Source organism: Brenneria roseae subsp. americana (assembly GCF_003115815.1).
Classification (GTDB): domain Bacteria; phylum Pseudomonadota; class Gammaproteobacteria; order Enterobacterales; family Enterobacteriaceae; genus Brenneria; species Brenneria roseae.
Genome location: NZ_QDKJ01000006.1, coordinates 22033 through 35037 on the forward strand (window position 1 = coordinate 22033; position 13005 = coordinate 35037).

Sequence of the window (13005 nt, forward strand, 5' to 3'; positions counted from 1 at the left end):
AGATCCTTAGCGATGATGGCCGTAAGCGCGCGGCTTAGTGTAGTAATCAATTAATGGCACCGTAATGTTTGCCAGCAATACCGCAAACGCCACGCCATCAGGATAGCCGCCATAGGTTCTGATCAACCAGACTAACAGACCAATCAGAGCACCAAAAATCAGGCGGCCTTTATTGGTCGTTGATGCGGTTACCGGATCGGTGGCAATAAAGAATGCCCCCAGCATGGTGGCGCCAGAAAACAGATGCAGAACGGGCGGTGCGCATTTTTCCGGTGCCAGTAGCCAACCCAGTGAAGCGCACAGCACCAGGCTAAATAAAAAACTGAGCGGAATATGCCAGCGTATGGTTCCGCGAATCAGCAGAAACAGCCCGCCGATGAGAAAACCGATATTAACCCACTGCCAGCCGATACCGACCATGACAGTGGTAAAAATGGTTGGCGCGAACAGTGGCTGTTGCAAAATATCCTGCGGTAGATGACCCGAGTGCAGGCCCGTTTTGAATGTATCCAGTGGCGTCGCCTGACTGATGCCATCGACCGTATGCATTAACTGCTGTGCAGAGTACCCAGATGGCGTATGACCGGACAGGATCGTCATCAGGGCGTCGTAGAAACCGATCGGCATGATCTGAAGCGGGCCGGGGGGTAACCAACTGGTCATCTGGACAGGGAAAGAGATGAGCAGGACAACATAGCCAATCATTGCCGGGTTGAACGGATTTTGACCCAGTCCGCCGTACAGTTGTTTGGCAATCACAATGGCGAACGCGGTTCCTATGACAACCATCCACCACGGAGCCAGCGGCGGCAGGCTAATGCCGAGCAAAATGGCGGTCAACAATGCAGAGTTATCGGCCAGTGTCGCGCGGACATCGAATTTTCTCAGTGACGCTGTCACGGATTCGGTGATCAGCGCGGTAGCCGACGCAAGGCCAACCTGAATCAGGTTGCCGTATCCAAAGAAATAGTACTGCGCCAGCATCCCTGGGATACAGGCCACGATAACCAACAGCATAATGCGCTGAGTGCGTTGCTGATTGTGAGTAAAGGGAGAACTCGCGATTTTGAAAGCCATTTATTCCTCTTGAAACGTCGATGCCGCTTGAGCGGCCTTACGTGCTTTCACGCGGGCAATAGCCGCGGCGACGGCGGCTTTGCGTGGATCGACCGGGTTATCATCCACGTCTTCGGGGGTATCCGGCGTAACGGGTTCCGCCTCAGCATTGGTGCCGCCAGCCTGCTGTGCGGCCTTACGTGCTTTCACGCGGGCAATGGCTGCGGCGACCGCCGCTTTACGAGGATCGGCTTCCGCATTGTTTGAACGATCAGGCGCTAAGGTTTCCGCGAGGGATTGTTTTTCCCGCGCCTGAGCTTTGCGCGCGGCGCGAGCGGCAATGGCGGCGCTGTTGTCTGGCTGTTGATCCGGAACGATTTCAATTACCGCATCAACGTTGGCCGCTTTTTTATGGCGAACTCTTTCCAGCGCTGCTTGTACCGCCTGTTTATCGCCGGTTGATACGCCAGCGGCCGCTTGTTTATGCCGCAATTCACGAGCCAGTTTTTCACGTTCGAGCCGCGCCTGCTTGGCTTCAAAGCGCAGTTTGGCCTGCGCTGCGCGCTGGGCTTCTTCATCGATGGCCCGAATTTCGGCTTTTTCCTGCCGGTAATACTGCACTAGCGGGATATTGCTGGGGCAAACATAGGCACAGGCGCCGCATTCAATGCAGTCGAACAAATGGTGGTTGCGGGCTTTTTCATGCTCCTGTCCGCGGCTGAACCAATATAACTGTTGCGGCAGTAGTCCGGCAGGGCAAGCGTCGGCGCATTGGCTGCAACGGATGCAGGATTGCTCTTCGGCAACGGGTTCGATTTCCGTGTAAGACGGCGCCAGCAGGCAGTTACTGATTTTGACCACCGGCACATCCAGTGACGGAAGCGTAAAGCCCATCAGCGGCCCGCCCATAATCACCATGGGTTGTTTATTGACGTGGAAACCCGCGTGTTTAAGCAAATGACGTACCGGGGTGCCTAACCGCGCCCAGACGTTTCCGGGCTGACGCAGCGCTTCACCGGTCAGCGTCACGACGCGTTCGGTCATCGGTTCACCATCGATAACCGCACGTTTAATGGCAAACGTCGTCCCCACGTTCTGCATCAGTACGCCAATGGCGGCAGAATGCTTACCAAAGGGCACTTCCTTGCCCGTCAGAATTTTGGTGAGCTGTTTGGCGCCTCCCGACGGGTATTTGGTCGGGATTACGCGCAGCTGTATATCGCTGCGCTGGCGCAATGCATGGCGCAGGGCTTCAATGGCTTCGGGTTTGTTATCTTCAATGCCGATAAGAATACGTTGAGGTTGCAGCAGAGAATCAAGAATATCGATGCCTTGTACGATTTCATCGGCGCATTCCTGCATCAGCCGATCGTCTGCTGTGATATAGGGTTCACATTCCGCCGCATTGATGATCAGCGTTTCGATCCCACGCATGCCGCCCTGTAATTTTGCCGCAGTCGGAAAACCTGCGCCGCCGAGACCGGCAATTCCCGCCTGATGAAGATGAGTCAGCACCGTATCGGCTGATTGTGTGCGGTAATCGGCCAGCGTATGGCGTTCACACCAGCGGTCTTCGCCGTCGGGAATAAGGATGACGCTCAACTCTGGCAGGCCGGAAGGGTGCGCCGTCATATGCTGGCGAATAGCGTTAATCGTGCCGGATGTAGGGGCGTGAACGGGGAGGGTTCTCCCTTTGCCGAGGGTCAATGGCTGACCGCGCAGCACTTTCTCGCCCACTTTTACACACAGTTCCCCTTCAGGGCCCAGATGCTGTTTCAGTGGAATAATAAACTGTTCAGGCAAGGGAATTTGACGCAGCGGAATCCGACTGGACTGCGTTTTCATTTCCGGCGGATGAATACCACCGTCGAAACCCCAAATTCTGTCTTTTTTAAAGGCGGAAAACAGCTTAAGCATGTTGTTCTACTTGAATAACGCGAACCGGAATCGTATCGAGGTCCCACTTCCAGTTGGCGGGCGTGGGCGCAATGGGGCGCATCTCAATACAGTCTGTCGGACAGGGTGAGACGCACAGATCGCAACCCGTGCATAAATCACTGACAACGGTATGCACGGCTTTGGTACTGCCAACAATGGCATCTACCGGGCAAGCCTGAATGCATTTCGTACAGCCAATACAGTTACTTTCATCGATCCACGCCACTTTACGTTCGGGATTCAGCACGGCGTTATCACCGTCGAGGGGCTGGGGATCGATATTCAGCTTTTCAGCCAGCTTCAGCATCATGGCTTCGCCGCCTGGCCCGCACTTATTGATGTTTTCACCATTCAGACATACCGCTTCCGCATAAGGGCGGCAGCCGGGATAACCGCACTGGCCGCACTGGCTTTGCGGCAACATGGCTTCGACCTGTTCGACCATAGGATCGCCTTCCACCTGAAAACGTCGGGAGGCGTAGCCAAGGACGAGGCCGAAACACAGCGCGAGCGAGCTTAACGCGGCAATAGCGATCCAGATAGCTGTCATCAGAATTTCACCAGACCGGTAAAGCCCATAAATGCCAGCGACATCAATCCGGCGGTGATCAATGCGATAGCGTTCCCGCGGAACGGGGCAGGAACATCAGAAACCGCGATACGCTCGCGAATGGCGGCAAACAGCACCATGACCAAAGAGAAGCCCACCGCGCCGCCAAAACCGTAAACGGTTGACTGAAGAAAACCATGCGACATATTCACGTTAAGTAATACCACGCCTAAAACCGCGCAATTGGTGGTAATCAACGGCAGGAAAATCCCCAGCAAACGGTAGAGGTCAGGACTGACTTTACGCACGAACATCTCGGAAAACTGCACGACAAACGCTAATACCAGAATAAACGCCATGGTCCGCAGATAAAGAATATCCAGCGGCAACAAAATAAATTCGTTGACCAACCAGGAAAACATCGATCCCAGGGTCATGACGAATGTGGTTGCCATCCCCAGGCCAATCGCCGTCTCCAGTTTTTTGGACACGCCCATAAACGGGCACAGCCCCAGGAATTTCACCAGAACGAAATTATTTACCAGGAGGATGCTAACAAATAATAAAGCGTATTCGGTCATTACAGTGCCTAAAAAAACAAAACCCGCATATTATCGGGCATTGTCGGGCTTTCGACAACATACCCAAAGTAGGGGTATAGGCGAAAACCGGAGTATCTGCATCAATATTCTGGGTCAGAAAAGGCTATCCGTCGGGAAAACGCGATAGCCACAGGTACGTGCGGATGCATAACTATTCGAAGCGGGGGATCATATCATCAACGGATTACATCACATAACGCCATACTGATTTAGGTACGCATCCCAAATCAAATAATTTTCCGCCAGAAACCAATTCGGCCCGACGATGGTCGGCTGCGCGATACATATTGATGATTTCTTGATTATCTGTCAGAGAGTAATTGAGATGATCGAAAAGTTTTTCCAGACTTTCTATGGTGCTGACTTTTCTGAATTTTAGCAAATAGTCATGAGCGGTCATAATGAATGAGCTAATAGTTATGTAGTTGAGATGACTAAGTATATGCACGAGAGAAACGCTGTCCAGAGGGGATAGAAAAAGAAATCTGATTTTTGATATCGCGGCATAAATCGGAAAGAAGGCGGCCGAAGCCGCCTCAGTTAACTTCACCTTACTGTGTGCAAAGCTTGTAATAGACTTCGTTCCAGCGCAGCGCGTCTTTAAACGCGGGGATACGCGTATCGTTATCGATGACCAGTAATTCAATATTCTGCATTTCGGCGTACAGGCGCATATAGTCCAGATCCAGCGCCTGCGAGAATACCGTATGATGCGCGCCGCCTGCCAGAATCCAGGCTTCGGCCGCCACGTCCAATGACGGCTGGGCCTGCCAAATCGCCCGCGCCACCGGCAGCTTGGGCAGCGGGCGGGGTTGTTCGATGGCATCGACCTGATTCACCAGCATTCTGAAGCGATCCCCCATATCAATGACGCTGGCATTGAGAGAAAGTCCCGCAGGCGTAGAGAAGATCAGACGGGCGGGATCGGCCTTACCGCCGATGCCCAGATGTTGCGCATCCAGAATCGGTTTCTGTTCTTTGGCGATGCTGGGGCAAACTTCCAACATATGGGAGCCCACCACCAGGTTGTTATTATTCTGGAAGTTATAAGTGTAATCCTCCATAAATGAGGTGCCGCCCGGCAATCCATGCGCCATCACTTTCATGATGCGCAGTAGCGCCGCCGTTTTCCAGTCACCTTCGCCGCCAAAACCGTAACCCTGTTGCATCAACCGCTGTACGGCCAGCCCCGGTAACTGTTTCAATCCATAGAGGTTCTCAAAATCGGTGGTAAAGGCTTTATAGCCGCCCTGTTCCAGAAAACGCTTCATGCCGAGTTCAATCTGTGCCGCATCCAGCAGGTTCTGGCGATTGGGACCATGCAGCTTGACGGCGTCCGTCAATTGATAACTGGCTTCGTATTCTTCAATCAGCGTATCGATATCACCTTTGGAGACCGCATCGACAACGGCAACCAAATCGCCCAACCCCCAGGCGCTAACGGAGTAACCGAACTGAATCTGCGCCCCGACTTTATCGCCCTCGGTGACGGCCACTTCGCGCATGTTGTCACCAAAACGCGCCAGCTTCAGCTGTTTGCTTTCCTGAATCGCCGCGGCGACGCGCATCCACTTGGCGATGCGCTGGTGCGCGTTTTTATCCTGCCAGTGCCCGACCACCACCTGATGCGCCTGATGCATCCGTGCCCCGATAAACCCGAATTCACGGCCGCCGTGCGCCGTCTGATTCAGGTTCATAAAATCCATATCCATGGTGTCCCACGGGATTTCGGCGTTGAACTGGGTATGGAATTGCAGCAGCGGTTTATGAAGGATACGGAGTCCGCCAATCCACATCTTGGCCGGAGAAAACGTGTGCAACCAGGTGAGCAGGCCAATACAGTTATCCTGATAGTTCGCATCGCGACACAGGGATGTGATTTCGTCCGGTGTTTTCACCAGGGGTTTCAACACCAGTTTAACGGGCAGACCGCCGTCCTGATTCAGACCCGCGACGACTCTTTCCGCATTCTCTTTTACCTGCTGTAAGGTTTCTGGTCCGTAAAGGTGCTGGCTGCCGATAACAAACCAGACTTCAAGCTGCTTAAAATGATCCATGATGACTCCTGTTTCGGTATCCCCGCGCAGGGGAAGAAAATAATCGATGATTAAGCTTCTGCCTTGGCTTTCGGGTTGTAAGCGGGTTCAGCCACGTGACACCACTGCTGGTAACGCTCATAAAGCTGCTGATAGCGGGCCACGCGTTGGCTATCCGGCATCAGCGTGCGTTCAATACTGCTGGCCATATGGCGTTGTGCCGTCGGAATATCGGCATGTTCACCCGCGGCGACGGCGGCGAAAATGGCTGCACCCAACGCACAGCACTGATCGGAAGCAACGATTTGCAACGGGCGATTCATGACATCGGTGCAAACCTGCATGATGGTGGGGGATTTACGTGCGATACCGCCCAACGCAAGAATGTTCTCAACCGGGACGCCCTGGTTTTCAAAACACTCCATGATGGCGCGAGCGCCGAAAGCGGTGGCGGCAATGAAGCCGCCAAACAGCGTTGGCGCGTCGGTGCCGAGATTGAGATCGGTGATCACGCCTTTTAACCGCTGATTCGCAAACGGCGTTCTGCGTCCGTTAAACCAGTCGAGGACAACGGGCAGATGATCCAGCGTTGGATTCTCGGCCCATGCCTGCGTGAGTCGTTCAAGCAGTTTACTTTCCGTGGCCTGTAGTGGCGCATTGAGTTCGGGATAATCTTTGATGGCCTGTTGCAAAGACCAGTTCAACAGACGGCCAAACCAGGCATACATATCACCGAAAGCGGACTGTCCTGCTTCCAGCCCGATATAGCCGGGCACCACGCTGCCATCCACCTGACCGCAGATCCCTGCGATTGTGCGATCGGCAATACGGGACTCATCGGCGATCAAAATGTCGCAGGTGGAGGTGCCGATGACCTTAACCAGCGTATAAGGCTGCGCGCCGGCGCCAACGGTGCCGACATGACAGTCAAACGCGCCGCCCGCAATCGTCACGCTGTCCGGCAAACCAAGCCGCTGCGCCCATTCGGGGGTGAGGGTGCCGACCGGCAGATCGGCTGTCCAGGTTTCGGTAAACATCGGGTATTGCAAACGTTCGGTCAGGCAGGGGGAAAGGGCGTGCAGAAAATCTTTGGGCGGCAAACCGCCCCAGTCAGGATGCCAGAGTGACTTGTGACCGGCGCTACAGCGCCCGCGTTTGATGTTCTCTGGCGCCACCGTACCGGAAAGCAGGGCGGGAACCCAATCACATAATTCGATCCAGGAGACGGCGGCCTGGCGGACCTGCGCATCTTCACGTGATACGTGCAGGATTTTCGCCCAAAACCATTCGGAAGAATAGACGCCGCCAATATAGCGGGTGTAATCCGGAAATGGTCCGCGGCGACACAGCGTGTTGATCGCTTCGGCTTCTTCTATCGCCGTGTGATCTTTCCACAAGACAAACATCGCATTGGGGTTATCGGCGAATTCGGGACGCAGCGCCAGAATCTGTCCCTGTTCATCTATCGGCGCCGGCGTCGAACCGGTGGAGTCGACACCGATCCCGATAACCTGCTGACGCTGTTCTGCCGTCAGCAGCCCGACAACGACCCGGATGGCCTGTTCCAGCGATTCGATGTAGTCCAGCGGATGATGTCGGAACTGGTTGTTGGCGGGCTGGCAATACTTGCCTTCACGCCAGCGAGGGTAATAGACCACTTCTGTTGCTAATTCCTGCCCGGACTGGCAATCAACGGCCAGCGCGCGCACCGAATCGCTGCCGAAATCGAGGCCAATAGTAATCGCACCCGCACTCATCGTTTCGCTCCTGTTAATCCTGCTTTTTATTGTTGTTAACAATAGGCAGGGGATAAGTCAGGGCGTGAGGAGCCGTTAGCTGGAAGTATGTATTTTTCTGTCACCAGCAGTCATTTTGTGATGGTGGTCAAAAGTTAATAACTGGTTAAATTTGCTAAATGTATGCACAAACCTGTCGTTGTTACGGTATGTGATAGCGCTCTATATTCTTGATGAAAATACCGGTTAAAACATAGAGCGTCTGAATGTTGCTGAGTAAAGGAATGATGCTAAGTCTGTGTTTTTCCTTTATCCAGACTGAAATTGCCCTACCGAGAACGATGATATACATCAGCCTGGCTGACGTATAAAAAGATAAATATATCGGAGAACATCATGCATAAATTCACTAAGGTGCTGGCAACGATCGGGCTGGCTGCCGTTATGTCACAATCGGCTATCGCCGAAACATTGAAACTGGGATTTCTGGTAAAGCAACCGGAAGAACCTTGGTTTCAGACTGAATGGAAGTTTGCTGATAAAGCAGGAAAAGATCTCGGTTTTGATGTGATTAAAATTGCGGTTCCCGATGGGGAAAAAACCCTTAATGCTATCGACAGTCTGGCGGCCAGCGGGGCGAAAGGTTTTGTTATCTGTACGCCCGATCCCAAGTTGGGGCCAGCCATTGTCGCCAAAGCACGTAGTTACGATTTGAAGGTTATCGCGGTGGACGATCAGTTTGTCAACGCCAAAGGTGAGCCGATGGACACGGTGCCGCTGGTCATGATGGCCGCAACCAAAATCGGTGAGCGTCAAGGTCAGGAACTGTGGAAAGAAATGAACAATCGCGGCTGGAAGGTGGAAGAAACCGCCGTCATGGCCATTACGGCAAATGAGTTGGATACCGCGCGCCGCCGTACCAGCGGTTCGATGGAAGCCCTGAAAGCCGCCGGTTTCCCGGAACAGCAAATCTATCAGGTCCCTACCAAATCCAACGATATCCCCGGCGCGTTTGATGCCGCTAACTCCATGCTGGTTCAGCACGCCAAAGTGAAAAACTGGCTGATTGTGGGCATGAACGACAACACCGTATTGGGCGGCGTTCGGGCGACCGAAGGTCAGGGTTTTAAAGCCGCAAATGTGATTGGCATCGGCATCAATGGCGTGGACGCGGTGAGCGAGCTGTCCAAAGCTCAGGCCACCGGCTTCTATGGTTCACTGCTGCCAAGTCCGGATATTCACGGATATAAGAGTATCCAGATGCTGAACGAGTGGGTGACCAAGGGCGTTGAGCCGGAAAAATTCACCGAAGTTACCGACGTGGTGTTGATTACCCGTGAAAACTTCAAGGTCGAACTGGAGAAAAAAGGGCTGATGTAAGTCGGGTGGGACAAGGATGTCCGTGCGTTTACCCATAAATGTGATTCAACCCGCCAAAGCATGGCGGAATCGAAACCCACTGGCGTTATCGCCGGTGGTTAACCATGAGGAAACGGACATGACAGCACAGTCACCCTATTTGTCGTTTCATGGAATTGGTAAAGAGTTTCCCGGTGTCAAGGCGCTTTCAGATATCAGTTTTTCCTGCCAGGCCGGGCAGATCCATGCATTGATGGGGGAAAACGGGGCGGGTAAATCCACGTTGCTGAAAATTCTGAGTGGTAACTATGCCCCCTCGGCCGGGGAAATTCATATTCAGGATACGCCGGTTCAATTCAATAACACGATGGACGCCCTGAATGCCGGAGTGGCGATTATTTATCAGGAATTACATCTGGTTCCGGAAATGACGGTTGCGGAAAACATCTATCTTGGTCAGTTGCCGCACAAATACGGCATGGTCAATTATTCTCTGCTGCGTTATGAGGCCAAACTGCAACTTGAACACCTGGGGTTGGATCTTGATCCGGATACCCCGCTGAAATACCTGTCTATCGGGCAGTGGCAAATGGTGGAAATCGCCAAGGCGCTGGCCCGCAATGCCAAAATTATTGCGTTTGACGAACCAACCAGTTCGCTCTCGGCCCGTGAAATAGAACAGCTATTCCGGGTTATTAAAGAGTTGCGCAGTGAAGGGCGAGTCATTCTGTATGTTTCACACCGAATGGAAGAAATCTTCGCTCTGAGTGATGCGATTACCGTGTTTAAAGATGGCCGCTATGTGCGCACGTTTGACGATATGCAGCAGGTAAACCATGAATCGCTGGTACAAGCCATGGTGGGACGCGACCTGGGGGATATCTATGGTTACGCGCCGCGCCCGCATGGTGAAGAACGACTGACGCTGAAAGACGTGAAAGCGCCCGGCGTAAAATCGACGGTTTCGCTGAATGTGCGCCAGGGCGAGATTGTCGGCCTGTTTGGTTTGGTGGGCGCGGGCCGCAGTGAATTGATGAAAGGGTTATTTGGCGCCACCCGGATTACTTCGGGTGAGGTATTGCTGGATGGCAAACCGTTGGTGGTGAATTCGCCGATCGACGCGATCCGACAAGGGGTGATGCTGTGTCCTGAAGATCGCAAAGCTGACGGCATCATTCCCGTTCACTCGGTGCGCGACAACATTAATATCAGTGCGCGGCGTAAAAGCGTGAAAGCCGGGTTCATCATCAATAATCAGTGGGAAGAGGATAACGCGGCCCGTCGCATTGACGCGCTGAATATCAAAACGCCTTCTGCGGAACAGCTGCTTATGAACCTGTCCGGGGGAAATCAGCAAAAGACCATTCTTGGACGCTGGCTGTCAGAAGATATGAAAGTCATTCTGCTGGATGAACCGACCCGCGGGATTGACGTGGGCGCCAAGCATGAGATTTATCATGTGATTTATGCCTTGGCAAAGCAAGGCATTGCCGTGCTGTTTGCTTCCAGCGATTTACCCGAAGTGCTTGGGCTGGCTGACCGTATCATTGTGATGCGTGAAGGTGCCGTTTCCGGTGAGCTCCAACATGAAGAGGCCACGGAACAGAAGGTACTGAGTCTGGCAATGTTACGAACCCCCGATATCGAATCTGCGGTTGCCTGACCGCGAAGGAGCAAAATAATGTCAACGGTTACGTCTGCTACCCCCGAAAAGAAGAAAAGCGGTATGGGGATCTCCCGCATTTGGGATAACTACGGCATGCTGGTGGTTTTTGCCGTACTGTTTGTCGGATGCGCTATTTTTGTGCCTAACTTTGCCACCTTTATTAATATGAAAGGGCTGGGGCTGGCTATCTCCATGTCCGGTATGGTGGCTTGCGGTATGTTGTTCTGCCTGGCCTCCGGTGATTTTGACCTGTCGGTGGCGTCGATCATTGCCTGTGCGGGGGTAACGACCGCGGTGGTCATCAATATCAGTGAAAGCCTGTGGATTGGTGTCGGCGCTGGGCTGCTGCTGGGCATGGCGTTCGGTTTGCTAAACGGTTTCGTCATCGCGCGACTAAAAATCAACGCACTGATTACGACGCTTGCCACCATGCAGATTGCACGCGGCCTGGCCTATATCATTTCCGATGGTAAAGCGGTTGGGATTGAAGATGAACGTTTCTTTGAATTAGGTTATGCCAACTGGCTGGGATTGCCCGCGCCGATTTGGATTACCGTGGGCTGTATGATCCTGTTTGGACTGCTGCTGAATAAAACCACGTTTGGCCGTAATACACTGGCGATTGGGGGGAATGAAGAAGCGGCGCGTCTGGCGGGGGTGCCCGTGGTGCGCACCAAGATCATCATCTTTGCGCTTTCTGGTCTGGTTTCCGCGGCGGCGGGCATCATTCTGGCATCACGTATGACCAGCGGACAGCCGATGACCTCCATCGGTTATGAGCTCATCGTCATTTCCGCCTGTGTGCTGGGCGGGGTATCGCTGAAAGGCGGGATCGGCAAAATTTCCTACGTGGTGGCCGGGGTGCTGATTCTGGGCACGGTAGAAAATGCGATGAATCTGCTGAATATTTCGCCGTTTGCACAATATGTGGTACGTGGTTTGATCCTGCTGGCCGCGGTGATTTTTGACCGTTACAAACAGCTGTCGAAGAAAACCGTATAAACGTTTATCGATTCGTCATATCCGTGCGGACGGATATCGCTTCGGGCTGCCGCCGGCGGTGTTTTCCGTATGGATATGACGCAGGATAAATTGAGTTTTTACTGACGTGTTCCGGAGGTTCGATGTATCACCGTATGGCGCATGAATCCCAGTCCAATCCGTTGCTGCCGGGGTATTCGTTCAACGCGTATCTGGTCGCCGGGTTGACCCCCATTCTGGCTGAAGGACCGCTCGATTTCTTTATCGATCGGCCCGATGGCATGAAAGGTTACATCATTAATCTCACTATCAAAGGGCAAGGACAGGTGTTTGACGGTGATGATGCTTTTTATTGTAATCCCGGGGATTTACTCCTGTTTCCCCCTAAATCCAAGCATTTTTACGGACGCTCCCCCAGTAGCGACTGCTGGTATCATCGCTGGGTTTATTTCCGACCGCGCGCCTACTGGGCTGATTGGCTCGAATGGCATACCCGGAATTGCGGCGTGGGGCGTCTGAGCCTGCCAAATAATCAGCTGTTGCTGGAGTTTGATCGGTTGTTTGCCAATATCGAACAAACGCAACGTTCAGGACGGCGTTTTTCGGAAGAGCTGGGGATGAACCTGCTTGAACGCCTGTTGTTGAGAGCAATGGAAGAAGATCCTCAGAGTCCGCAGAAAATTATGGATCCGCGCGTGATTGAGGCCTGCCAGTTTATTACCAGTAATCTGGCGGGTGAGTTGCGGATTGATGAAGTGGCCCGGCATGTTTGCCTGTCGCCATCGCGTCTGGCGCATCTGTTCCGCGAACAGGTCGGTATCAACATTCTGCGTTGGCGCGAAGATCAGCGGGTGATCCGCGCCAAACTGCTGTTGCAGACGACGCAGGAGTCGATCGCCAATATCGGCAGGGTGGTCGGCTATGATGATCAGCTCTACTTTTCCCGGGTATTCCGTAAACGCGTTGGCGTCAGCCCCAGTGATTTCCGGCGTCGCAGCAGCGAAATCAATTACCCGGCGGCTAAAACACGCGAGGCTCCACGATGGGGGAACCCGATATCAGATGCCGTTGGCGCCTGACC

11 protein-coding genes are annotated in these 13005 nt (G+C 53.3%); 4 read left to right on the forward strand and 7 right to left on the reverse strand.

What is annotated here, in order from left to right; all coding sequences use genetic code 11:
• Positions 1-6: 6 nt before the first annotated feature.
• The 7 genes from rsxD to B4923_RS09060 form a co-directional block, all read right to left on the reverse strand.
• Positions 7-1077: an electron transport complex subunit RsxD gene (gene rsxD, locus B4923_RS09030; RefSeq protein WP_109054028.1), complete on the reverse strand. Its 1071-nt coding sequence runs from the start codon at positions 1075-1077 to the stop codon at positions 7-9.
• Positions 1078-2973: an electron transport complex subunit RsxC gene (gene rsxC / locus B4923_RS09035; RefSeq protein ID WP_109054029.1), complete on the reverse strand. Its 1896-nt coding sequence runs from the start codon at positions 2971-2973 to the stop codon at positions 1078-1080.
• Complete coding sequence (rsxB, locus tag B4923_RS09040) at positions 2966-3544, reverse strand: electron transport complex subunit RsxB (RefSeq protein ID WP_109054030.1); 579 nt, start codon at positions 3542-3544, stop codon at positions 2966-2968. The genes rsxC and rsxB overlap by 8 nt, the downstream gene beginning before the upstream one ends.
• The gene (rsxA, locus tag B4923_RS09045) at positions 3544-4125 is read right to left on the reverse strand and encodes an electron transport complex subunit RsxA (RefSeq protein WP_109054031.1); all 582 of its coding nucleotides are present in this window, start codon (positions 4123-4125) and stop codon (positions 3544-3546) included. The genes rsxB and rsxA overlap by 1 nt, the downstream gene beginning before the upstream one ends.
• Before the next feature lie 205 nt (positions 4126-4330).
• Positions 4331-4546, reverse strand: coding sequence for a transcription modulator YdgT (ydgT, locus tag B4923_RS09050; protein ID WP_109054238.1), 216 nt, complete (start codon positions 4544-4546; stop codon positions 4331-4333).
• Between the two features lie 151 nt (positions 4547-4697).
• Positions 4698-6203, reverse strand: coding sequence for an L-arabinose isomerase (araA, locus tag B4923_RS09055; RefSeq protein WP_109054032.1), 1506 nt, complete (start codon positions 6201-6203; stop codon positions 4698-4700).
• Positions 6204-6253: 50 nt separating this feature from the next.
• Positions 6254-7939: a ribulokinase gene (locus B4923_RS09060; RefSeq protein ID WP_109054033.1), complete on the reverse strand. Its 1686-nt coding sequence runs from the start codon at positions 7937-7939 to the stop codon at positions 6254-6256.
• A 375-nt stretch (positions 7940-8314) separates the two neighbouring features.
• On the opposite strand from B4923_RS09060, the gene B4923_RS09065 reads away from it, so the two are divergent.
• From B4923_RS09065 to araC, 4 genes are all read left to right on the forward strand, one after another.
• Entirely contained in the window at positions 8315-9298 is a 984-nt protein-coding gene (locus B4923_RS09065; RefSeq protein ID WP_109054034.1) for an arabinose ABC transporter substrate-binding protein, read from the forward strand.
• 118 nt (positions 9299-9416) lie between these two features.
• Entirely contained in the window at positions 9417-10940 is a 1524-nt protein-coding gene (araG, locus tag B4923_RS09070) for an L-arabinose ABC transporter ATP-binding protein AraG (protein WP_109054239.1), read from the forward strand.
• 18 nt (positions 10941-10958) lie between these two features.
• Positions 10959-11945 (forward strand): L-arabinose ABC transporter permease AraH, encoded by a 987-nt coding sequence (gene araH, locus B4923_RS09075; protein ID WP_109054035.1) that lies wholly within the window; start codon positions 10959-10961, stop codon positions 11943-11945.
• Between the two features lie 122 nt (positions 11946-12067).
• A complete protein-coding gene (gene araC, locus B4923_RS09080) occupies positions 12068-13003 on the forward strand; it encodes an arabinose operon transcriptional regulator AraC (RefSeq protein WP_109054036.1) in 936 nt (311 codons plus the stop codon).
• The last annotated feature ends 2 nt before the right edge of the window (positions 13004-13005 follow it).

Bases quoted from the DNA above. Each gene is read 5' to 3' on its own strand.
- rsxD (WP_109054028.1), bottom strand. From the start codon at position 1,077: ATGGCTTTCAAAATCGCGAGTTCTCCCTTTACTCACAATCAGCAACGC.
- rsxC (WP_109054029.1), bottom strand. From the start codon at position 2,973: ATGCTTAAGCTGTTTTCCGCCTTTAAAAAAGACAGAATTTGGGGTTTC.
- rsxB (WP_109054030.1), bottom strand. From the start codon at position 3,544: ATGACAGCTATCTGGATCGCTATTGCCGCGTTAAGCTCGCTCGCGCTG.
- rsxA (WP_109054031.1), bottom strand. From the start codon at position 4,125: ATGACCGAATACGCTTTATTATTTGTTAGCATCCTCCTGGTAAATAAT.
- ydgT (WP_109054238.1), bottom strand. From the start codon at position 4,546: ATGACCGCTCATGACTATTTGCTAAAATTCAGAAAAGTCAGCACCATA.
- araA (WP_109054032.1), bottom strand. From the start codon at position 6,203: ATGGATCATTTTAAGCAGCTTGAAGTCTGGTTTGTTATCGGCAGCCAG.
- B4923_RS09060 (WP_109054033.1), bottom strand. From the start codon at position 7,939: ATGAGTGCGGGTGCGATTACTATTGGCCTCGATTTCGGCAGCGATTCG.
- B4923_RS09065 (WP_109054034.1), top strand. From the start codon at position 8,315: ATGCATAAATTCACTAAGGTGCTGGCAACGATCGGGCTGGCTGCCGTT.
- araG (WP_109054239.1), top strand. From the start codon at position 9,417: ATGACAGCACAGTCACCCTATTTGTCGTTTCATGGAATTGGTAAAGAG.
- araH (WP_109054035.1), top strand. From the start codon at position 10,959: ATGTCAACGGTTACGTCTGCTACCCCCGAAAAGAAGAAAAGCGGTATG.
- araC (WP_109054036.1), top strand. From the start codon at position 12,068: ATGTATCACCGTATGGCGCATGAATCCCAGTCCAATCCGTTGCTGCCG.